Origin of the sequence: Echinicola strongylocentroti (assembly GCF_003260975.1) — a bacterium.
Lineage (GTDB): Bacteria > Bacteroidota > Bacteroidia > Cytophagales > Cyclobacteriaceae > Echinicola > Echinicola strongylocentroti.
In genome coordinates this window covers 1,441,800-1,465,639 of the sequence record NZ_CP030041.1, presented here as the reverse complement: position 1 = coordinate 1,465,639, position 23,840 = coordinate 1,441,800, and the positions used below count along the sequence as shown (strand labels likewise).

Annotated in this window: 18 protein-coding genes; 8 read left to right on the top strand and 10 right to left on the bottom strand. The window is 44.0% G+C overall.

The genetic code is table 11. The features are described from left to right. The 6 genes from DN752_RS05575 to gnd all read left to right on the top strand — a co-directional run bounded on the left by DN752_RS05575 (nt 1) and on the right by gnd (nt 6,589). The gene (locus DN752_RS05575) at nt 1-1,377 is read left to right on the top strand and encodes an HlyD family secretion protein (protein ID WP_112783030.1); all 1,377 of its coding nucleotides are present in this window, start codon (nt 1-3) and stop codon (nt 1,375-1,377) included. A gap of 8 nt (nt 1,378-1,385) precedes the next feature. Then, entirely contained in the window at nt 1,386-2,804 is a 1,419-nt protein-coding gene (locus tag DN752_RS05570) for a TolC family protein (protein ID WP_112783029.1), read from the top strand. A gap of 172 nt (nt 2,805-2,976) precedes the next feature. Then, complete coding sequence (locus DN752_RS05565) at nt 2,977-3,753, top strand: hypothetical protein (RefSeq protein WP_112783028.1); 777 nt, start codon at nt 2,977-2,979, stop codon at nt 3,751-3,753. Then, nucleotides 3,750-4,220, top strand: a complete 471-nt coding sequence (locus DN752_RS05560) for a hypothetical protein (protein ID WP_112783027.1) — start codon at nt 3,750-3,752, stop codon at nt 4,218-4,220. The genes DN752_RS05565 and DN752_RS05560 overlap by 4 nt, the downstream gene beginning before the upstream one ends. A 192-nt stretch (nt 4,221-4,412) precedes the next feature. Then, nucleotides 4,413-4,988: a hypothetical protein gene (locus DN752_RS05555; protein ID WP_162633129.1), complete on the top strand. Its 576-nt coding sequence runs from the start codon at nt 4,413-4,415 to the stop codon at nt 4,986-4,988. Between the two features lie 146 nt (nt 4,989-5,134). Continuing rightward, the gene (gene gnd, locus DN752_RS05550) at nt 5,135-6,589 is read left to right on the top strand and encodes a decarboxylating NADP(+)-dependent phosphogluconate dehydrogenase (RefSeq protein WP_112783025.1); all 1,455 of its coding nucleotides are present in this window, start codon (nt 5,135-5,137) and stop codon (nt 6,587-6,589) included. A 182-nt stretch (nt 6,590-6,771) separates the two neighbouring features. On the opposite strand, the gene DN752_RS05545 is transcribed toward gnd, so the two are convergent. The 10 genes from DN752_RS05545 to DN752_RS05500 all read right to left on the bottom strand — a co-directional run bounded on the left by DN752_RS05545 (nt 6,772) and on the right by DN752_RS05500 (nt 21,169). Continuing rightward, nucleotides 6,772-7,740: a transporter gene (locus DN752_RS05545; protein WP_162633128.1), complete on the bottom strand. Its 969-nt coding sequence runs from the start codon at nt 7,738-7,740 to the stop codon at nt 6,772-6,774. 49 nt (nt 7,741-7,789) lie between these two features. Continuing rightward, nucleotides 7,790-9,352: a DUF1254 domain-containing protein gene (locus tag DN752_RS05540; RefSeq protein ID WP_162633127.1), complete on the bottom strand. Its 1,563-nt coding sequence runs from the start codon at nt 9,350-9,352 to the stop codon at nt 7,790-7,792. Between the two features lie 377 nt (nt 9,353-9,729). Continuing rightward, complete coding sequence (locus DN752_RS05535; protein WP_112783022.1) at nt 9,730-10,104, bottom strand: MerC domain-containing protein; 375 nt, start codon at nt 10,102-10,104, stop codon at nt 9,730-9,732. Between the two features lie 729 nt (nt 10,105-10,833). Then, a complete protein-coding gene (locus DN752_RS05530) occupies nt 10,834-12,096 on the bottom strand; it encodes a PepSY-associated TM helix domain-containing protein (RefSeq protein ID WP_112783021.1) in 1,263 nt (420 codons plus the stop codon). Nucleotides 12,097-12,399: 303 nt separating this feature from the next. Beyond that, a complete protein-coding gene (locus DN752_RS05525; RefSeq protein ID WP_112783020.1) occupies nt 12,400-13,734 on the bottom strand; it encodes a hypothetical protein in 1,335 nt (444 codons plus the stop codon). Between the two features lie 30 nt (nt 13,735-13,764). Beyond that, nucleotides 13,765-16,209, bottom strand: a complete 2,445-nt coding sequence (locus DN752_RS05520) for a TonB-dependent receptor (protein ID WP_245949470.1) — start codon at nt 16,207-16,209, stop codon at nt 13,765-13,767. A gap of 578 nt (nt 16,210-16,787) precedes the next feature. Next, on the bottom strand, nt 16,788-17,192 hold the full coding sequence (locus DN752_RS05515) for a DUF2541 domain-containing protein (protein WP_112783019.1): 405 nt from the start codon (nt 17,190-17,192) through the stop codon (nt 16,788-16,790). A 292-nt stretch (nt 17,193-17,484) separates the two neighbouring features. Next, the gene (locus tag DN752_RS05510; protein ID WP_245949469.1) at nt 17,485-18,741 is read right to left on the bottom strand and encodes a BamA/TamA family outer membrane protein; all 1,257 of its coding nucleotides are present in this window, start codon (nt 18,739-18,741) and stop codon (nt 17,485-17,487) included. Nucleotides 18,742-19,204: 463 nt separating this feature from the next. After that, complete coding sequence (locus tag DN752_RS05505) at nt 19,205-19,855, bottom strand: bifunctional 4-hydroxy-2-oxoglutarate aldolase/2-dehydro-3-deoxy-phosphogluconate aldolase (RefSeq protein WP_112783018.1); 651 nt, start codon at nt 19,853-19,855, stop codon at nt 19,205-19,207. A gap of 24 nt (nt 19,856-19,879) precedes the next feature. Beyond that, nucleotides 19,880-21,169, bottom strand: coding sequence for an MFS transporter (locus DN752_RS05500; RefSeq protein WP_112783017.1), 1,290 nt, complete (start codon nt 21,167-21,169; stop codon nt 19,880-19,882). Between the two features lie 236 nt (nt 21,170-21,405). On the opposite strand from DN752_RS05500, the gene DN752_RS05495 reads away from it, so the two are divergent. Continuing rightward, a complete protein-coding gene (locus DN752_RS05495) occupies nt 21,406-22,575 on the top strand; it encodes a mandelate racemase/muconate lactonizing enzyme family protein (RefSeq protein ID WP_112786435.1) in 1,170 nt (389 codons plus the stop codon). A 192-nt stretch (nt 22,576-22,767) separates the two neighbouring features. Further along, nucleotides 22,768-23,727 (top strand): ThuA domain-containing protein, encoded by a 960-nt coding sequence (locus tag DN752_RS05490; RefSeq protein ID WP_112783016.1) that lies wholly within the window; start codon nt 22,768-22,770, stop codon nt 23,725-23,727. The last annotated feature ends 113 nt before the right edge of the window (nt 23,728-23,840 follow it).

Here is a 23,840-nt window from a genome sequence, read left to right as displayed (position 1 = left end):
ATGCTAAACATCTCTGAAAATAGTATCAATAATTATATTAAAAAGAAAGATTATAAGGTCTTTAAGGTGCTGGAAGATGCGAAATCCTTCCAGTTTTCGAAAAAGACCTTTTTGATCATTTTTGCCGTTTTGTTGGGGGTAATGTTTGCGCCCTGGACACAGAATATCCAGACTGATGGATATGTGACTACCCGCTCACCAGAACAACGACCACAGTCCATCCAATCGGTCATAAGCGGAAGGCTGGAACGGTGGTATGTCAAGGAGGGGGATTTTGTCGATAAGGGAGATACGCTAGTGTACATCTCTGATGCCAAAAGCGAGTATTTTGACCCCAACCTTTTGGAGAGGACCCAAGAGCAGTTAAGTGCCAAGACACAAAGCGGGGATTCTTACGATATGAAGGTGGAAGCGCTGCGCTCTCAGTACCAAGCGTTAAAAGAAGCATTGGGGTTTAAGCTACGGCAACTGGACAATAAAATCCTACAAGCAACCAATAAGGTAGCCATGGACAGTATGGACTTGGTCGCCAATAAGACCAATCTTTCCATTGCCCAGAACCAGCTGCAAAGGACCTCAGAACTGCATAAAAAAGGGTTGAAATCCCTAACTGAGCTGCAGGAAAAAGAGCTGAAGGTACAGGAAACGCAGGCCAAAGTGAACGTCCAACAAAACAAACTGACCAATCAACGGAATGAGTTACTGAACCTGGATCTGGAGATTTCCTCTACCGAAAGAGAGTACCGTGATAAGCTGGCCAAGGTTCAATCAGATATCCAAACGGCCATGTCTGCCAAATTGGGGACTGTGGCAGACGCCTCCAAATTGCAGAATCAGCTTCGCAATTATACAGAACGGCAAGAACGCTACTACATCACCGCTCCTCAATCAGGCTATATCACCAAGACAGTCACCAAAGGAATCGGAGAGATAATCAAGGAAGGAACGGATATCATGACGATCGTTCCTGATCAATATGACCTGGCCGTGGAAGTATATGTCCGTCCTCAGGATCTTCCGCTAGTCCACCAACATGAAAAAGTACGACTCCGATTTGATGGTTGGCCAGCGATCGTTATCAGCGGGTGGCCGGAAGCTTCCACAGGTATATTTTCTGGTCATGTGGTGGCCATGGATCGTTTTATAAGCAATAATGGATACTATCGATTATTGGTGACCCCTGATCCGGATGACCGCCAATGGCCCGAGCGGCTCAGTATCGGCACTGGAGCCAGGGCATTTCTATTGCTGAACGATGTGCCGCTTTGGTACGAACTATGGCGCCAGCTGAATGGCTTTCCCACGGACTATTACAGTGAGGAAAAAGAAAGTCCCCAAAAAATCAAGCTAAAAGCTCCGCTAAAATCAGTAAAATAAAAAGTAACATGATCAGAGAGGGCATCTATACCATTTTACTCTTTGTAGTGCTGGGAGGTTTGCTTCCGAAAGCCACGGCCCAGGATACCGGAGATAATGCACTGGAGTTTGATCAGTACATGCAGCATGTGCTGGATTATCATCCTCTATCCCGAAAAGCCAGATTAAATGCCCAAAAGGCCGATGCTACGGTACGTGCTGCACGAGGGAATTTTGACCCAGTGGTGGGGGCAGATTTTAGCCAAAAGCATTACGATGACAAGATCTATTACCGAAAACTGGCTTCCGGACTGCGTATACCTACAGTAGCGGGATTTGACCTGGTGGCTGGCTATGAGAAAAATTCAGGAAACTACCTTAATCCCGAAAGCAATACAGCAGGTAACGATGGGCTCTGGAATGCAGGGATAGAACTGAATGTGCTCCAAGGGCTCCTGATGGATGAGGGGAGGACCGCATTGAGACAGGCCAAGGCTTATGCTGCCATAGCAGAAAATGAACAGGTCTTACAGACCAATGACTTGTATTTTAGTGCTGCAGAGGCGTATTTCTATTGGGCTAACAGTCACCAGTCTCTGATCATTGTAAAAGAAAGCGTAGTCTTGGCAGAAAACTATTTTGAAAATACCAGGACGGCTTATGAGAATGGAGAAAAAACCGCCATGGATACCTTGGAGGCTTATACCGTTTGGCAAGACAGAAAAAACCTTCTCCAGACAGCAGAGTCGAGCTATGTGTCCACGATGACAAATCTTGAAAATTTTCTTTGGGATGAAAATGGCAATGCCTTTTTGGAAGGCCGGAAACCTGAGCAATTGGAGACGATACATGAAGAAGTCCCTGTTCCGATGATTCCTGTCGACTCGGTAGAGCAACACCCCATGTTACAAAAGGCCAGGTTAAACCTCACGGCATTGGAAGCAGAAAGGAGAATGAAGCAAGAAAAGTTGCTCCCTAAGCTGAAGGTAAAGTATATGCCCTTACTGACTCCTGATGGGGAAGGGTTGCCAGGGTACAATCAAAATGACTATAAATGGGGTTTTTCTTTTAGTTTTCCACTGTTGCTAAGGGGAGAACGTGGGAATTTACAGCTCAGTAAGATTAAATTGCAACAAAAGCAACTGGAGCTCGACAACAAAACATTGGGCTTAAAGAACAAAGTGATCAACAGCATAGCGCAGATCGACCTTCTTGAAAACCAAGTGTCCAACCAGCAACAAAATGTCGCTGGCTATGAACGATTGCTATGGGCTGAATCCGAAAAATTCAACTATGGAGAGAGTTCTGTGTTTCTACTGAACAAGCGGCAGGAAAAATACCTGGAAGGCCAGTTGAAACTAGTGGACCTTATCACCAAATGGCAGCTTGAGAAACTGAAATATGGTTATTTTTCCAACACCCTGGATATTCCAGAAGGAGAAGAGTAGCGGTTGTTATTACCTGGAGAGGATAGCTTCTCTATAGATATGGGTTTGGAGGCAAGGAAAATGACAGCAAGGGCGAATGGGGCAGCAGGAACCATTACGATTATGGGTTCAGAATCTATAATCCGGGGATAGGGAAGTTCCTGAGTGAGATCCGACGACCGGTTCCTATCCAATGCTTACTCCTTATCAATTTGCTAGTAACAATCCTATAGCAAATATTGACATCGACGGTTTGGAGGGTCAATATGCTGGCTGGCAAGACTATCACAGATTAAATACAACTGCTATTAAAGGCGGCGACGTGAAATCTGTTGCTGCGGAAATAGATAGGAAAAATAAGATTAATACTGTGATTGCTTTTGGTACAGTCTTGGCTCCATTGGTAGGCGTTACAGCTGTGGAGACCATGCCTGTTTGGCTCCCTTGGGCTTATAGTTCCGCTGCAAGCGGGATCTTGGCCACTGGAAAATATAGTCCTGAAGCTCTTGGGTTTGCTGCCGGAGCTATGGGGTTTGATGGTGAAATTCCTGGGACGAGTGGGGATGAATTTGGAAGGCTAATAAATAAGGGATTCAAACTAGGTGGTGCATATGGAAGGATGAAGAATTTTTATGGTAGTTTAGGTGAGCTCCTTACGAATAAGAATCATTTACCAACGCTTAAATCCTATGAATTATCTGGATTTAAAATTTCTAGTTACATGGGCAGTGCTAACATAATTTCTATACAAGATCATAAGGATTTTATATCAACAGGTGGAAAAGAGGTTGCAAAAATGTTTAGACAAGCGGAAGCTAATCTACTTAGTGAAGGGAGATATTTAAATGCAAATGCTATCAGAGAACAATTTGGGGATATCTACAATGAAGGATTGGACGATGCAAGGGATCATTTTGTGAAAGAGGTTATTCCTATTCTCGAAGAACAATCAAAAAAAAATAAGCAATGAAGATAATTCCATATTTTTCTGTTGGTGATTTTAAGCTAAAAGATAATTTTCAAGAAATTTTATCTAGGTATCCTAATTCCAAAGAAGGAAGCACAAGTGTTCTAGGCAAAAGAAATAAGACTTTATATTTGCCTGCTTACGATATTCATATTGTATTTTCAGATATCGGTGGTAATGAAATTGAAAGCATTGAAATATTTAAAGGAGATGTTTTTTTTGACGAATTGAATATGCTGAATTCAACTTTTCTGGAAATAAAAGAAAAAATTTCAAAAGAGGATCTAGGGTTAATTGCAGATAAAGAAGGGTTTACATCCCCCAAATTTGGATTTGGAATCTATTTCAAAAGCCTTAGTAAGAAATCTAAACCAACTAGCGTTATAGTGTTTAATAGTGTGTATCTCAAAAATGTGGTTCCCAGCCCTGATGATATTATCAAATACTATCTGGGAAACAAAAAGCAGTAATAATTGATTTTTAAATATAACGGCATTTTGGAAGCGTTCTTTGACTGGCAGGCCGTGTAGGGAAAAGTGAGTCCTGGGTAAAAAACCGCACAGAGGTTTTAGAGCACCGATCCGCTGACGAAGTCCTACCCGATGCTGACGCCGTATCAGTTTGCGAGTAACAGGCCTATCGACGGGATCGATCTTGACGGGTTGGAATACTTTAATTCTACTACAGTAACTTATAGTGAACTTGGGGCGAATGCTGGGCTTGGTTATGGAGGAGCTATGGCAATAAAAAAGGGGACAGCTTGGGATATGGTTGGTGAAACTAGTTTTGTGTTAAAAACTTTATTGTTGTTACATGATCAAGATTTAGAAGAATCGAGTGACAACCCTAAGGTAATTAGTGGAGCCGAAGCAGAATTGTCATTAGGATTTGAGATTATTAGAGACCCCCCTTTTTTAAAGGCAGAGGAAGCATTAGGTGTCAGTTTCCCGACAGACGTTGGATTTAGTTTTGGGCTTGGAGCAGGAATTACTTTCTCTGAAAAGGTTTTTGGTATAAGCGGTGCATTAGGAATTGGTGCAACAATTAAGACAGGTGATCAGGATGATTTAGTAAGGTCAATTTCTTTATCTTATGATGAATCGGGAAAAATTGCATTTGGAGAAAATTGGTTTTCAGGATTAAGAAAATTCCACCAAGATGATCAGGTTTCCCCAGCCAAAGTCAATCAAAAAAAGGGATCCTTAGGTACATATAAAAGAGGGGATACCCTTGACTAAACGGCATTGATTCTGGGGTCAATAGGCAACTTGGGTTTCATGGCCATAAATCCTTGCGAGAACTACCCTAATACTTAAAAATTAGCGGGATTTATGTTAACTTTCCCAAACTTTACAAATCACTAAACAAAGACAACGATAAAATTATGAGCAAACTGGCTGATATAGGCCTGATAGGGCTTGCAGTAATGGGAGAAAACCTGGTGTTGAACATGGAAAGCAAGGGATTCTCCGTAGCTGTGTATAACAGGTCCACGGAGAAGGTGGACAAATTTATTGAGGGACGAGGAGCAGGAAAGAATATAAAAGGCACCCATTCTGTAAAAGAGTTGGTGGAAGCACTGCAAAAGCCCCGAAAAGTAATGATGCTGGTAAAGGCAGGTGATCCAGTGGACAGCTTTATCGAGCAGATTATCCCTCATTTGGAGGAAGGTGATATTATCATCGACGGTGGTAATTCCAATTTTACTGATACCATTCGCCGGACCGAATATGTAGAAAGCAAAGGCTTCCAGTTCATCGGAACCGGTGTGTCAGGAGGAGAAATTGGGGCGCTACGAGGACCTTCTATGATGCCCGGAGGAAGTAAATCAGCTTGGCCTCATGTAAAGGAAATATTCCAAGCAGTGTCTGCAAAAGTAGACGATGGCATGCCCTGCTGTGATTGGGTAGGTGCTAATGGAGCTGGCCACTATGTGAAAATGATCCATAATGGCATCGAATACGGTGACATGCAAATTATCACAGAGGCGTACCAGTTTATGAAAGACGTATTGGGAATGAGCTATGACGAAATGCACCAGACCTTCAAAAAATGGAACAGCGAAGAGTTGGATTCTTATCTGATAGAAATTACGGCGGACATTTTGGCCTATAAGGACGAAGATGGGGAGCCTATGGTGGAAAAAATCCTGGATACTGCCGGCCAAAAAGGCACAGGAAAATGGACTGGCATAGAAGCCATGCACTTGGGAGTACCGTTGACATTGATTGCAGAGTCTGTGTTTTCCCGCTTCTTGAGTGCTCAGCTGGAGCTGCGCGATCAAGCTTCTCAGGTATTTGAGGCTCCTGCGATTACTTTTGACGGGGATAAAGAGGCGATGTTGGAGGACTTGAAGATGGCTGTTTATGGCGCTAAGATCATTTCCTATGCCCAAGGGTATAACCTCCTGATGGAAGCTTCGAAGGAGCACGACTGGGAGTTGAATTATGGTGATATAGCTTTGATGTGGCGTGGAGGATGTATCATTAGATCGGCTTTTCTCAGTGATATTAAAAAAGCTTTTGACAAGAACCCAGGACTTCCTCACTTGCTACTGGATGATTTCTTCAAAGAAAAAGTGCAGAAAGCCCAGACAGGATGGAGAAAAGTATGTGCTGTTGCCGTGACCAATGGCATCCCAGTGCCTTCATTGAGTGCTGCCTTAGCTTATTTTGATGGGTTCAGAACGAAGCGTTTGCCGGCAAACCTACTGCAAGCTCAGCGGGATTATTTTGGCGCCCATACGTATGAGCGAACCGATAAGACAAGAGGGGAATTCTTCCATACCAACTGGACCGGTGAAGGTGCCGATACGGTTTCCACAGCTTATAATAGCTAAATGACGCTTATTGATACTTGTGGCTTTGAGGAGATAGGTGTATTTTAGAAAAAGGCTGTCCTTTGATCCGGAATATGCATTAGCCTATCTATGGCCACGGCGCACAGGAAATGCGGCCTGATCCACCACGGCGGATCAGGCCGCTTTGCTTTTGATTGGAGGTGTAACAGTAGCGGCCAGGGTTAGAAGATGATCTGAAATTGTACTACTGCTTGCCAATCACCCACGATGTCAGGCTTGATGGTGTTATAAAAAAGCTGTCCTGTCGCACAATAGAAAAAAGGACTGTTACCTATCTTGAAGGTCTTTCCGCCTCCTCCTCCAAGCGGTAGTAAGGTCTTTTGACCCGTTTCTGCCAGCCAGTTGGTGATTACGGTGGCATTGCTTTCCATAAACCATCCTTTTCTTAAATTATAATAAGTAAAATACTGGAAATTGAGGGAGTTTACTTTGTTGTTCCCTTCACCTCCCAAGGACCAAAAGTTTTGGATGACAAAGCCACCGGAGAATTTGTCACCATTATGGTTGAAGAGGGCTGATGGGCCCATGCTTAGGCGGTTACTGCCTAAGGCTGGATTTGTTCGCGTGGGTAGCTGGATGGCAGGGCCAATTCCCCAGCTGATGCTCCCTTTCTTTTGGATGGAGGACAGGTAGCCGTTAAATAGGATATTGCCCAAACCCGCATTGGATTGAGGAGAGCCATCGGCGACAGAGGAGACTGGATGGAGAGGGATGTGTGAAGTGTTTTCCAGGGCAGGTACCGTTTGGAAAGGAATGATCGTATAGGTGATCAGTTTAAGGTTTTTAGCCAGTTTTATAGGGAAAACAGGCTGGATAGAGAACGAATGTGCCATGCCGTCGCCCACTGGTAGCATAACGTCCTGAAGGTAGACACTTCTTAATCCCGCTACTGGATCCTGTCTTTTTTTGGCCATTTCCTCGACAGTCATCTGTGTAGAATCCTGCTGGGCAAGCGCAGTTGAGCACAGGAGGTAGCAAAATACAGAAGCAATGCCATAATAGAATAGCTTATCGGTCACGGTCTGGGACATATAACACAGAAATTGGTTCACAAAAGCAGTTGTGGGGTTCATAGACTCATGAAAACAACTATTGCAGCCACATCGTTGTGGCTGCAATAGTGTAAGCATTCCCTCCATGTTTTTTTATTAGGGGGAAACCTCATTCATGTCAGGCGTATTATTCACCTTTCTTTAGCAACTCAAAATCCCCCACTTTGTAGGTCCTGTCAAAGAATCCTTTTTCGGGGCCATAGAAGCGGAAGAGGCTGAACCAGCCTTTGCCCGGAACGGTTTTGATAAAGTTAGGTTTGTTGTCTGGATTTTCTGGGCCTATAAAGAACGTAACGGAGCCGTCGTCGTTTTTGGTCAGGTCATTCATGGAGTTTAGCGAAGGGTACTCTTGGCCTTCTGCATCGACTCCTGAAGCTGTTTCTGCATCATACAGTGTCAAGGACCAGAAAAGTTTTGCAGGCATATTGGGAGGGAAAGTAATCAGGTAGGTATTGCCTCCCATGAGGTAGTTACCATCACTGTCCTTGTAGGCATTACCATATTTGGCACCTAAACCAACGATGGACGACATCATTCCCGTACTGATGGAGTAGTGGTTGATGTACATGTGGGCTTTGGCATTTACATCAGTATAGCCTGTTTCCCTGTTCCTGTATTCTTCATCGATCAAGGTATGCATAAAATCATCCAACTCAGTATGTGCATGGGCGACCCACTGGCGATCTTCCCACCATAGCCCGTCTTCTTCCTCGTCGAAGTTAGCGGCAATGTTTTTGGCCATTCTCCAAGCAGTTTCGGCAGCTTTGTCCAGCAAGGCTTTTTGCTTTGCAGTAGGGGCAAATTCCTTTCCTTTGCTGATGCCCAGCGCGGCCAACATTCCATGCATGTAAGGATCTACGGCATCTAATGGCTCGCTTTGGATGAGCCGGTTTAGCATTTCATAATAGGAAAAATCATGTGAGAACAAGGCGTAGGAATCTACATCAGATGCATGCTGGAAGTCCATGGGCTTTTTTTCTCCTTCCAAGGGATAGATTTTGATGCCTTCTACTGCTTTTACCCCGGGGGTTAGGTCATCCACGGATTGGAAGAAGCCCCGCTGGAAAATAAACACACCATTGGTTTTGCTCGTGTATAGGTAATACCCGTCAGGAACCTCGCCTTCGTACCCCTCGGGGACGATTAGGTATTTCCCACCTTTGCCTCGGTCTGGGCCAGGAAAACCAATATCACCTAGAAAATGTGTGCCGTCAGGTTTTTCAGGGCCTGTTAATGGTCGGTGCCAAAAATCATCCAATAAGCCTTGTAGCATCGGTGGTACATCCAGTACCAAGGGACCTGTCTTGCTCAGGTCCGCAAATCCAAGGGCATAAATCACGTCTGAATTAGGAGTAGTAATAACGGAGTTTGGTTTTAGTCTTTTTTCAAAGACCGATACTACATTATATCCTTCTCCGAATGTTTTGCCCAGACCTTCTTTCATAGCGTACATATTTACTGCTGGCAAGGCCCATAAATAGACTTGTGTCGCCCGTTGGAAGTAGAGTTCGTCGTCCAGCGTTGTGGAGGTCTCTGCTGAAGGATAGCCACCGTCAAATGGAAGGTTGGCCAATGTTTCGAAATGATCTGTATCGGATCCCGAGTTCGTCGCTTGTTTCTCATTGGATGAGGGCTGACTACATGCGGCCAGCATCATCGCTGATAGCAATACTCCTATTACATTTTTCATTTTCATATCTGGCTTGGTTGTTTATTTTGATCCTTATAATGTTAGGTTTTATTGCTCACGGAACGCACAGAACACCCAGAATGAAGTAAGGCTTTTCTGTGATGACTGGTTTCATTGCGGATATACGTAATGTTAACTCAAGAAAAGTGGCATTATTCGACTGTCCGAAAAATTTAAGAACAATATTGAATTTCCGTTTGTCATGGAGCCTCATGTTCTCCTCTTTACTTGACCACTTATCAAATTTGGGAGATTGTGGCAGTTAATGGAAATGAAAAGGGTATCAGGTTGCCAAAAATATCAGCAGGTTTTGCATTAATTGGCAAGATTGATAGAGTTCTTTAGGCCATATTCTTGCCTGAGCTTCCAAAAAGGGATTAGACGAAAATGTATTTCCAATTGATAAAATGAGACAGAGCGACCATGCAAGCGCCTATAAACACCAAAACATAAGCTAGATCATGACCATGGATGAATTGACCAGTACCGATAGCCAAAAAGCCAACTCCAGCCAAATGTAATGGGAGCATCCGACGGTGATGCTTGCGATAGCCATGTACCAAGGAGCAGGTGGCGATAAAAAAACTACCGACAATTACAGAATATTCTATCCAAGGATTGGCCAAAAAATGGAGGCTAGAAAGTGGCGTCAGCGCCAATAATATAGGTAATGTGACACAGTGGACCCCACATATCAAAGATGCTGATATACCGATAAAATCCAGTGGGCTATCTTTTAAGAGTGTTTTCATGATATATTATGCAATTGTGTTGCAAATATAGTCAAATAATATAAAATGCAATATTGTTGCAATAATTATTTGATGGTTTTTATCAAAGACCTGAGCTCGACTTATTATTAGCATTAAAAGCGTCATTGCGAACCCTTTTTAGGAGGATGTGGGTTGGAAAAGGGTGTGGCAATCCCTAAATACGAAGACTGCCACGGCTTCCACCCCTCATATCTCCCTCTAAGCCTCGCAGTGACGATTTTATAATCGAACTGAGGTTAAAGAAAAAGGGGAGGGGTAAAAATAGCTTTTGGGTAACAGTATTTTCTTTCCAAAAGATTTCCCATTGATATATTTAATCCCAATTCCAAGACATCGAAAAAGAGTAACGTAAAGTAGGCAACTTCTTTGACAACCACATTAGGCACATAGAAGGGCATAATAGGGGGAAGTGTCGAAGACCATTCCCCTCAGGCAGGCAGAAAGCCTAGTTCAACCCGGTTTATGCACTAGGATTCGTCATCGCCTGTCCCGATAGCTATCGGGAAGGTTTGAAACTGCAAGGAAATCAGGCTGTTTGGAGATTAAGGCATCCGCCGCGGCGGATGCCTTAATCTCCAAACAGCAGCGAAGCGACTGATTTTGAAGTAGGTTCATACCGCAATACCTGTGCGCCGTGGCGTAGATAGGCTAATGCATATTCCGGGTTCAACACCTCCCCAACAGAAGCTTCCGGCCTAAAGTAACCTGTTATGCCACCAGGCTTTTTGCGGGCATTTCTTTCGCTTTTTTTCTTTTGGGCTTTTTCTTCATTTTGTTGATCCAAATGAGGGTGCCTGTGATAGGTAAGCTGGTGGCGATCAAGCAGGAAATAAAGTACAAAAGCTTGGAAAATCCGCCGTAAACCGAGCCGATATGAAGCGCTTTAATCGATCTTGCCACGCGCTGGTTAAAGGGCTGGTCGCTGAATAGCTGAAGGTCCGTGACGGCGGCAGTATTGGGGTCTAGGTGGATTCTGTCACCTGCTGCAGGAGCAAAGAAGCCCGTTTTTGTCTTATAAATTTGCACTTGGCTGGCGGCATCTTTTGGAAAGGTGATTTGATAATCTCCGTCGTACGGCAGGGTCTTGTCCGCCATTTCAATGTATTCCTTATAGGGCAAAAGCATAAGTGCTTTGGTGACTTCCTCTTCTTTTTTACCCTTTGGTGCGGATGGTTTGCCGTGTCCACCCCGACCTTGTGGAGATTCCTGATAGGTTCCCAGGGCTTTTTGCAAGCCGGTACGGTACCAAGGAAAAGACCACTGCGGACCTGTCAATCCCATGATCAGTAGGATAAAAAATGAATAAAAGGCCAAGGTGTTGTGGAGGTCATGGTTGGTGCGTTTCCAGCTGCCGTTCAGTTTAAGCTTGAGTCCTTGTTTCCAGCTTTTTAGCTTTTGGGGAAACCAGATCACGATGCCGGTGAGCACGCCTATGGTAAAGAGTATGGTCGCTGTTCCAGAGATATAACTGCCCAATTTTCTATTGGATAATTCCCCAATCAGGGGTTCTTCTATTTTGTCAAGCAATAGCCAACGATGCAGGCTGAACATGTCACGCATAAATCCCGCAATGGCATTTTTTTCCTCGGAGGTACCGACGATTTCCCCTGAATAGGGATTTATATAATACCTCGTCCCGAATCGGCTTCTACTGTCCTTTTGCCGTACGGTAAATTCATAGGTCCTTTCCTCGTCATGCGGTACCGATACAGCCGTGATTTCTCCATTTACTTTTGGAGATAGCGCCTCAGTAAGTGCTTCAATGGACATTTTTGTCCCCCCTTCTTCTTTTTCAATATGATGAAGATGTGCGCTGAACATTTCCTGCAACTCGGTGTTGTAAACATAGATTGTTCCCGACAAGCAGACTGGAATAAGGACCAAAGCACTGCCCAAACCTACCCAAAGGTGAATGTCGTTGAAAAATTTCCTGACCTTTTGCCAATTGGTTTTTTTCTTTTTCGTCTTCATTTTATTGAAATTTTGTATTATCTCCGAAGGGGTGTTTATAGGATAAACCTCCCACGTTTTTGGAAGTGTTGTCTTGAATTGTTTGAGTACTGCTGGAAGGCAGCAAGCTGTGCGGACACATACTGTCTCGGTATATGGATAGGGGGTTGATGATCCCCATATGCACCGCTTTATTGGCTGAAATGGATGCGGTTGGGAATTGATTTTCCAGTACGCATAAAAACCTTGCTTTCTCTAAAATGCCTAGAGAAAGCAAGGTCAATAACTTAGGCCAACATCTTTTGAATATGTCGGTTTGTTGATTTAAAAGGCACCGATAAAGTGGTTTCCTGGTTTGTTGATCAGTTTGGCACCGACAGATACTTCACCGGTCTGGCTGTGCAGCACATAGATGTTTCCGTCTTTGCCCAATGGGGATACTGGAACCAGCAGGTCATTGCCACTTACCATAAATCCTTGGTATTGGTTAAACCTTACATCTGGATCGTTGGGGATTTCGTTTACCAAAGATGCCGTTTGCTGGTTAAGGTCCAATCTGGCGATGTAGCCTTGGTCTTCTTCACCATGGCGGATCATGGCATAGCCAATCCCGTTGTTTACATATCTCCATGCATCCACGTACACGTCGGTCAGGCCTAGTGCTTCATCCAAGCTAATGGCAAAGGTATTGTCATACTCATTGTCAGGCGTGATTCTTAGGATGTGCGATCCATCGGTGTCACGGGAAGTAGATTGATAGATGCTGCCGTCTTCAGCGATTTGGTTTACATTGCTGCGGTATCCGGAGCAGTCACCATTGGCTTGGGTAGAGGTGATGATGGTAGGATTTTCCAACGAAGGATAGTCTACCACGACTGTTTTGGTGCCCAGTCTTTCCCATTCGCTTTCCCGCTCACCAGTAGCTACATCGTATTTACGCATCCAAGTACCGATAAGTAGTTTGTCACCTGCTTGGTTCAGTACAGGTGCATCCAATCTGAATATACAGTGTCCTGCCAGCTCTTCCTCTTCGGATAGCGGGATTTCATAATCCTTACTTGCTCTTATAAGTACATCTTGAAGGTTCACATCAAGCACTGTAGCGATACCTCTATAGTAGCGGAAAGGCTCAGTGACGTTTTCTGCTGCATTGTTTGCTGCAATATTGTCCACATTCACCGCAATTCCATTCTTGTCCCCGTTGTACAATTTACTCCACCTAGGACCTGATCCAACATATTGGGAGATGTTTACGGTGACATCCTGTTGAACATAGCTCGAGCCGCCGGCTACATCAAATTTGGAAAATTCCCCGCCATTTTCGCCTCCATAGGCAATATTGAACAAGGTGCTTCCGTCTTCTGATACCTGGATTCTTGCTGTACGGTTTGACTTTACAGGCTCACCATTGTCAAACACGTCGATTTCTGTTTCTGGATTGATGGCATCTTCATAGCTTACCGCGTAGATCTTGGTACCGCCATTTCCATCACCAGGACTATCTCCCATCAATGCACCGGCCACGGTCACCCATCGGTCCGCGTCCTGCTCGGGTTGGGGAGTAGGGTCTTCTTCGTTGTTACAACTGGCCAATGACAGGGTTGCTGCAAGGGCACATAGCTGAAGAGTTTTGGATTTTAGAATGTTTGTACTGAACATCTTCCTTATGATTAATTGGTTAAAAATTATTTAATAGTTGTGAATTGAATAATTGACTTTGAGATAGAATGCTCTGCCGGGTTTTTGGACGGCGAAGTTATCGTATACCTGCTTGTCAAATACATTTCTTAGGTCTGCACTGATGGCCAACCGTTTGTTTGGCAAGGTGTAGGTGGCTCCCAGATCATGGACATATTGCCTCGGGGTCCTGAAATCCTCAATTTCCAGCCAAGTGGTGTAAAACCTTTCCACAAAGCTGAAATAGTGCGATAGTCTTAAGGATGAACCCTGTTGGAAAAGATTTTTGAGGGTGTATTCCAATGAGCTGTTTATGGTAAAATAGGGCTCGTTGGGAATTTGCTGACCGAATTTTTCGTAGAGGTTACCATTGGGGTCGTACTTGGTGTTGAAGACCGAATTGAACCGTGAAAAATTAACAGTGGCCCGTAATGCTTTTTTATAGGAATAGGATGCCTGACCTTCAAAACCAATGGCTTTGGTCCGGCCCAGGTTTTCATATGGATTTGTCTGCACCGCATCGTTGATCCGGGGATTGATCTGTTGGATGATCTTGTCCTTGGTATCCCGGATAAACCCTGTTCCCGAGAACGAGAATTCATGGGCATTTTGTTTGAATTCCCCCAGTCTGAAGCCAAGATTGAGGTTGTTGCTGATCTCAGGCCGAATGCTCAGGTTTTCGACAATATTTTCACCTGGACTGCCGAAGATTTCTCCCTCGGAAGGCATTCTGACGGCTTGTTCTGCTGAAGCAAGGAAGAGTATTTGTTTCCACGCCCTAAACGAATAGGCCATTCCCATGCCTGTCGTATTTCTAGTGCTGGAAACCCGGTCTTCTTGGCGCTCTGATCCATTTGGTCCTTCGACCAGTATGGGATCCATCCGTTCGATATCTTGGACATAGTACTTGCCGAAGACGTTGCCTTTGAGCCGTGACTGCATCAGGTTAAACTCGTAACCAAGGGAGGTAATGTGTTTTTGGAGGTCTCTAGTGCCGACAAATTGCCGTTCCACGGCATTTCGCATTTCGTCTTGTTGAAAACGGTCTATATTAAAGAATGATTGCCCGAAAATTAACTTATGTTGGGAGGTGATTTCATATTGCGCGCCTGCACGGAAAGTGCTGACATTCCTATCGATGTGGTTGATGGTCGGAGCCCCTTGCTGGGCACCTTCAGGTCGCAAGATAGGATCCCCGTCCAAGTCCAAACTGATTTCCCCAAACCAATTATAGTTCCACTTCACTGTATCGGTGACCACTTCTGCCCGTTTGCTGAATGATCCATTGAAGTTGACTTCAAGCCCCTTAGTGAAGAGATCTTCCTTTGAGTAGGTTAGCCCAAACACATTTGACTGGGAAGTGGTGAAGCGCCCCTTGTAGGGAATGGACATATAGGTCCCGTGCTGGATTTCATTGTAATCGTCAGATCCCGTATAGCTGATAAAAAACTGATCGGCCCATTTGACATTGGTGAAGCCTATGTCGAATTTCCCTCCCACTGATCTATAGCTGTCATTGAACCTTTTGGCTCGTACGTAATCATACCGGCCATTGGGAAGGATATTCCTGACAAATTTCCCCCAGACCTCATAGTCATTGTCCGAATAATTATAGAACCCTGATATCTTGGTGGTAAAACCGGAAGTTTCGTCCCGGTAAACGGCGTTGAGATTGCTTTGTAAGGTGTTAAAGGAGCCGTATGAAACTGATGCCATGAGGCTATTGACAGCGCCTTTTTTCAGGACCACATTGATGGCTCCGCCCAAAGCGTCGTCCGCAAGGTGAGCGGGAATGACGCCCTTATAGATCTCAATACGCTCGATCAGGGCAGGAGGGATGCTGTTAAGGCTGAATGAGGAGCCATAAGTAGAGATCGGAAGGCCATCGATGAATATGCGGACGGAGTTGCCTGACATACCGTTAAGGTTATAGTCTACCCTTGACCCTATTCCCCCATTTTGTCGTACACGGATCCCGGCAGTCCTGTTGAGCAAGTCATTGGTCTGGACAGATTGTAGAGCGGCCTTATCGGTTTCTACCACTTCCACTGCAAAACCTTTGGTTTCTATCTCTGTCTTTACCGATTGGCCCTCCACGATCACACCATTCAGGTCGGTAGTGGATTCTGCTAATGAGAAATCATGGTTCAAGACAGCGCTTTCGTGGCTTACAGTAATTGTCTTGGAATGAGCTTCATAGCCCAAACATGAGAGATGGAGTTCGATGTCTCCTTGCGGGATGTTCATGATTTGATAGCTCCCGTCCAAGGAAGTAATAGCGGTCAATGGACTGTTCTTAATCCTGACCACTACCCCCGGAAGAGGCTCAGACTGTGCATCGAAGACCCGGCCTTTTACTGTTGCAGCTTGTAAGGGGTGTCCCAGTAAAACAAGACTACATAGCAGCAATGGAATAACAACAAGCAATTGTATTCTTGAAAAAAATAAAGATTTCACGATGCTAACCATTTTAATGCCCATTAAAGATCAAATAGAAGACCACACCATAGGTTTCTCTTTTGGAGAATAATGAGTAGGCGGGACGCTACGTCTATTTAGATTTAATCTAATCGAATACAAAAGTAGGACACCAATCTGTTTAAAGCAATACTTATTTAGATTAATTTTTAATAAATGTTATGGGCGTTCCGTTTTAAAACAGAAACTGTTCTTTTTTTTATGATTTTGGTAAAAAGTGCTAGTTGATTTTGAGATTTAGTTAAGGGGTGATTGTGTTTTGAACAACATAGACACATAGAGAACATAGGGTTGCTAGCTGGGCTATGTGTCCTCATGTTGCTATGTGGTTCTTTAAAAATTAGCTTTTGAGGTTTTATGGGCTTTGCCAAGTTTGTTTTGAACAACATAGGTACATAGAAAAGATAGGGTTGCTAGCTGGGCTATGTGTCCTCATGTTTCTATGTGGTTCTTTAAAAAATCAGCTTTTGAGGTTTTATGGGCTTTGCCAAGTTTGTTTTGAACAACATAGGTACATAGAAAACATAGGGTTGCTAGCTGGGCTATGTGGTGCTCCTTTATTTTTCTTGTTTTCCCCAAATTTCCACTTTGGCCATCTTGGTCAGGGCGACTTTTCCCTTGGTATCATAGTTTAATTCGATATAACTTATTTTGCCGTCCTTATCTGGTACGGCATAGGCCAAGGAAGACATGCCTTTGGTCATGACACCTAGTGCTTTGGCATCATATGATTTCTTTTCTCCACCTTTCATGACTATAGTGACCTTGTTGAGCTCTAAGGTGCCTTGGATGCATTTTAGTTTGATTTTGTCTACAGTGTTGTCGTTGCCAATCAGGGATACTTTATCGGTTTCGGTTTTAAAAGCCACGGTCTTTTCTCCCAGCTTGACCCAGCCTTTTTCTTGGCCGTTTACCTGCACCACTACAAAAAACATCAGTGTAATAAGGAATACATATTTCATGGTGAAATTGGTTTGGTTTAAATGTAATTTACCAATAATAAGTAATATTTAAAAGGTAATTTGATTATGCGCTTTCTTGCCAGTAGGTTTTATTTCTCACGGAACGCACAGAACACCTAGAATGAAATAAGGCTGTTCTGAGATTTCCATGTTTTCTGTGAGCACCTATTTACTATTTCTGTGATTACTGGTGTCATTGCAGATAATCATAATTATTATATATGGTGTCTAGGTGTTTAGCTTATTTGGGTTAATATGATTGTAGTTGGATGGTTGGGTTTTCTCTTGGTGCTTAGAAGTTTTCGTTAAGCCTCAAGAATAGTCCAGAGGTCCCATAATTGCCCCAACCATAGTCTATGCCTACATTGGTACGGGCTTTTTTGTTGATGTTGAACCGTAGCCCTAGCCCGTACCCAGGCTCTATGTATTCGAAAAGGTTGATGCCATTTGCTTTTCCACTTGCAGTGGTAGCATTGGCATACAAAATGGCGCCAAAGAAATCAGGGTTGTTTTTGGTGGCTAAAAGATGCTTTCTGAACTCTACTCCAGCAAACATTAGGTTACTTCCTCTAAATCTCCCTTGGGAGTAAGGCTCTCCAGATTTGGAGTATTGGTCCCAACCAATGGCCGGGAGATTCATATAGGGAAGGTTTCCAGAAACGGTGAGATTAGCATATGTCCAAAGGGCAAGGATGTTTTGGTGGTCATCTGTGAAGTCAAAATAATCACGGTACTCCATCCACAATTGGGTAGAACTTTGGTCACTCCCGATAAATTCAGGATTGATCTTGAAGTTGATCATAGCATAACCTCCAGTGTAAGGATTGTTGACATTGTCCCGTGTATCATATACACCGTTTAGGGAAATTCCAACCAAGGTGCTTTTCTCTTGGTCAAACCCGAAGGCCTCATTGTAGGCATAATATGGAGTGATTACTTGAGGAGCTGATTCTAAGTCCAGTAATTGATCCCTGATATTACTGAACATATCCAAGTGGATTCCCAAACCTGCGTAAAACCCCTTATCATTGACCCTTTTAAGAAACGTTTCATAAAACCGAAAGAACCGAAACTCCATCATGTCTGCTTCTGAGTTGCCTTCTATGCTTCCATCATCAAAGCCAAAATCGTTACTGGCTAGTTTTGCTGACTGAGGTCCAGTGCCTAGCCCCCAAGTGGGTTGAGAACTGTCCAAATATCGCCAGTCGCCCAACAGTATGAAGTCATTGTCTTCACCATAAACGGTGCTTTTTAGGGTGATAATGGTTTGTTTTTTGGTAGTGAAAGCTACCCCTAAGAGGGCGTTGGAGATTTTAGTAGTGGACGGGTCTCCCATATACCAGCTGGCCGATCCTCCGGCTCCATAGATAAACCCAAATGCTGGATTGGCTCCAATAACAGGTACGGGAGAAAGATAGACACTTCCTTTTTGGGGTGGAGCATTTTTATCCTTTTTCTTTTTCTGCCCAAAAACAGCCGATGTTCCTAACATCAGAATAATAAGTGATGAAAGGGCTATGCTAGAGAAGCTAAAGATTTTCTTTTTCATAGGTGATATTTCTTTATTATTCCCATCAGATCAATTAAACCCGGAATATGCATTAGCCTATCTGTTGCGACCTGAAACTGCTTCAAAATCAGCCGTTTCACTTTAGTTTTCGGCATAACCGTAGCGGTGCTACGCTAATGCCTCCAAACTAACTGATTTTCTTGCAATTTCAGCTCTCACTACGATTCCTAACGCATAATCCGGGTTAAATGGAAGAAGATCAACTTGTTCCTAATAATATGGTCGGGAAGGTTTAAAAATACAAGTACCTACGATGGATTGAATCAAAAGAAACAATAGAGTTGGTTAGAATTATAAGATTGGGCATGTTTTTGCCGAAAACCGGCATGATAAACCGTGTTTTTATGGGTTCTATATGATTACAGACCATATAAATGCAGGTGAAATAGCCGTATTGTGGTCAAGGCCTTTCCCCCGTAATGACTAAAAGCAAAAGCCACGATTACTCTTGGTGCATTAGTTCTTTTACGAGATTATGGTGTTTGGTGAAGTGTTCGGAAAGGAGCTGCCATTCTTTCCTTTTGATAAGGTCGGGAAGAAAAAGGTTGTTTCCCATTCCGAATGCCTTGGCGCCTGCCTGGTGAAACTCCCTCATATTTTCATAGGTCACTCCACCAGTGGGCATTATTTCGATTTGGTCAAGTGGGGCCAAGACATCCTTGATGAAGTTGGGGGAGAATGTTCCTCCGGGAAAAAGCTTGACCATCCGGGCGCCACCAGCCCATGCTTGGTAGATTTCAGTAGGAGTCAGTGCCCCTGGGAATATAGGGGTGTTGATAGAGGTACATTGGGCAATAACGTCCTGATCAGTGATCGGGGCGACCATAAACTGAGCCCCGGCCTGATGGGCATTGTTCACGTCACCGAGATTGCAGACCGTGCCTGCACCAATATTTAACTCCGAGCCGAAATGGTGCCTGGTCTTGGATATGATTTCCAGTGCATTGGGCGTATTTAAGGTGATTTCTAATGTGGTCAAACCGGATTTTTGATATACTTCTGCTATCCGAAGGGTGTCATCCAAGGTATATCCTCTTAATATTCCTATAATGGGCGAACGTTTGAAATTCTCTTCTGAAAACTCTTTTTCCATCTTTTAACGTGTTTAGGTTGATTATTAGTTGAAGTCTGAAGAGGATAGTTTCGGTTTGATCCTCTCGACTTTTCCTACTAGGAATAAATAACTTAAAAAGCCCACAGTTGCCATGGAACCTATAAAATAGAGGGCAGGTTCGAAATCTCCATCTTCTACCAAGTAGCCTATAATTATCGGAGTCAATGCGGCAGATGAGCCGCCAATGAAGTTGAATACGCCCCCAATTAACCCGATCAGATTTTTGGGAGAGAGTAGTGATATAAATACCCAAGAAATAGAGGCCAGGCCATTTCCAAAAAATGCTATGGCCAAGAACGTGATGACCCAAGCGGTGTTATCCGTGAAATTGGCAGCAATAATTCCAGTAGAAAGCACCATTCCCAAAATAATGGGAGCTTTTCTGGAAAACTCATTGGAAAAGCCCTTTTTAACCATGAAGTCTGACGAAAATCCTGATATTAACACCCCTGCAAAGGCTGCCAAAAACGGAATAGAAGCCAGAAAACCGGACTCTATGAAGTCCAAGCCCCGGTATTTTACCAAGTAAGTGGGAAACCATGTAAGGAAGAAAATAAATAGGGAGCCCAAGCAAAACTGACCGATATATACTCCCCATAATTTCCTGTGGATAAAAGCTTCTTTAAGGTCGTCCCACTTAAATGAGGGGTTTATCGGGGTGATGTCGTTTTCTTCACTTTTGTTCTCAGTAGTAGCTGGTTTTTCTGTATCATTTGGGGCTTGTTCTGGAGGGTCTTTATAAAAGAAAAACCACACAATGGCCCATACTATACCGATGATCCCTGATATGATAAACAGGCCCCGCCAACCGAGCTTATCCTGTATGAGTACCAGTGCTGGAGTCAAAAAGGCCAGGCCAATAAATTGCCCTGATGTGTAGATGGCAATGGCGGTGGCCCTTTCATTTTCTGGAAACCATTTCGTGATTATTTTATTGTTTTCCGGATAAGAAGGGGATTCAAAAAACCCGATCGCTGCCCGACAGGCAATAAACCCACCAAGGGAGCTCAAAAATCCCTGCACCAATGTAGCCAGCGACCACAAGGTAAGGATGCTGGGATAGAGTACTCTTGGTTTTATATAATCGACAATGATGCCACCTGGGATCTGCATGGCCGAATAGGTAACCGCAAATGCAGAAAAAATATAGCCCATCTGAACGGACGTAATGTCGAGGTCCTCAGCAATGGCAAAAGCAGCAACAGAAATATTACTTCTGTCCAGGTAGTTGATCACTACGGTAATGAAAACCATAGCCAATATCCTGTATCGTTTTTTGGAATAATGGGTCATTGTTGAATTGTTATGAAAGAGTAAGTTAGGTGATCCGGAGTGATCCTTTTGCCACATATGTTCAAAGATGCGTAGCTAAGCGTTTAAAACCCCGTTTATTCCGGATGAGGTGTGGTGTGTTGAGTTTTTGTCTAGTTTGGATTTTATTACTTTAGCGATAAGTGAGACAGAAATGACAATCTGTATTAGTGGTATCAGTACATTTTATGCACTTTTATCAAAAAAGAGACGGAGCCATGAAAAGCGTGAAAATCGAGAATATCATTTGCTATCCAGTAAAAATTGGTAGTGGAAACCAACTTTTGGTAAAAATCGAATTGACCAATGGCGTGTATGGTTGGGGAGCATCTGGCCTTTCTACACGAGAGCAAGCCGTTATTGGAGCCATAAACCATTACAAGGAATTTCTTGTGGGGAAAGATCCTTTGCGAATAGAGGCCGCATGGCAGGAGATGTACCGAAGCCAGTATTTTGAAGGCGGTAGGGTATTGACCGCAGCTATCTCAGCAATCGACCTAGCGTTATACGATATCAAGGGGAAGCTTTTACAAGTTCCCGTTTTCGAGCTTTTGGGAGGCAAGCAAAGAGAGCATGTGGAGTGTTTTGCGTCCTTGCGGTTTAAATCCCGTGACGAATTGTTTGAAAAAGCGGATATATTATTGAAAGCGGGTTGGAAGGTGCTCAGGTTGGCACCAGCAGAGTATGAGTGTTCTGAGGATGGGCGGACTTTTGAGCCAAGGGAATCCATTGGCCATCTATCGGAATGGGTGACAGCGCTAAGGAAAAAAGTAGGGAACAGTGTGGTGATTGGTATTGATTACCACCATAGGTTGTCAGTGCCTGAGACGGCATCATTCATCCATAAAATGCCAGCTGGGACACTGGATTTTATTGAAGAGCCCATTCGGGATGAAAGCCCACAAGCCTATCACTCACTTAGGCAGTTGATCAATGTCCCTTTTGCCATTGGGGAAGAATTTAGCAGTAAATGGCAATTTTTGCCTTATATCGAAAGCAATTTGACCCAGTTCATCAGGTTGGATGTGTGTAACGTCGGTGGGCTGACGGAGTCAAAAAAAGTGGCGGCCATGGCGGAGGCGCATTATATAGACCTGATGCCTCACAACCCTTTGGGGCCGATTTGCACAGCAGCTTCCATTCATTTGGCGGCATCGTGTACCAATTTTAATTGGCTGGAAGAAATCAATACGCAGACTGAACAAATGGGGACCAATGATCCAAGAATATATACGCAACAACCATTATTAAAGAAAAACCGGTATGAGGTTCCCGAGATGGTCGGCTTAGGGGTGGAAGTAAATGAAGCATTGCTGCTGGAGGAAGAGTTTCGTTTTTTGGAAGTGCCTCATTTGAGACGAAGGGATGGAAGTTTTACCAATTGGTAAGCGGGGCTTGCACTATTGTGTAATCTACAACTTAGGTATCTACTTCGGTAAAATGAAGCAATCATGCCATCTCTTTTAGCCAATAAGTCAAATGTTCAAAAGTATATCACACCTGTTTATAAAACGGGAGAGATTGGGATAAGTACTTTTCATTTTTGTAAGTTTAACTGGATAAATTAACACCCATATAACATGAAGTACACTCTTTGTCTTGTTTTATTGATATTGGCCCATGTGTCAAGTGCTTTTCAAGTACCAGATAAAATCAACGTGTTGATCGTAGATGGTCAAAATAACCATCAGTCTTGGCCTAAGACCACTGTAATGATGAAAACCTACCTGGAGAATACCGGGTTGTTTGTGGTAGATGTAGCCCGTACAAAATATTTGTGGAAAGGGGAATCACAAGCCGCTTATTTGGATCATGTGGATGTGGTTTCGGGTGAGCACCTTGATGAGCCGAAAGCTGATCCCGATTTTGCTCCCCGCTTTTTAGATTATGATGTGGTCATCTCCAATTTTGGTTGGAAAGCAGCCCCTTGGCCAGAGGAAACCCAGAAAGCCTTTGAAGAATACGTGCAGAATGGGGGAGGTTTTGTGTCTGTGCATGCAGCGGATAATAGTTTCCCCGGATGGGATGCCTATAATGAAATGACTGGAATTGGTGGCTGGGGTGGCAGGAACGAGCAATGGGGCCCATATGTGTACTTTAACGAAGAAGGTGAACGGATAGAGGATCATTCACCCGGGGCAGCAGGTCGCCATGGAAAACGCCACTCTTTTGAGATTACACTCAGAGAGGAACATGCGATCACTAAAGGCCTACCCCGTCAATGGCTCGGGGCGCCCGACGAGTGCTATGCCCATATGCGTGGACCTGCCAAAAACATGATCGTGCTCGCCACGGGTGAAGACCTGACACGTGAAGGAGGAGAAGGCCGTCATGAGCCAGTGCTAATGGCCCTTTCTTACGGAGATGGCAGGGTTTTTCACACCACCTTGGGACACGACCAAAGGTCAATGGAGGGGGTAGGTTTTATCACTACGCTTTTACGTGGTACCGAGTGGGCTGCCACTGGTGAGGTATCCCAGCAAGTACCTGTAGACTTTCCGACTCACGATAAGGTTTCTAGTCGTCCGTTTAGTGATTGATGTGAAGAATCATGGATAAAGCCGTTTTTTGATCTATAAAATAACTAGCTGGACTGCCTAATCCATGGATTGGAATGATGAACCGCAGGTACTGCTGATTGGCGTGGATGAGT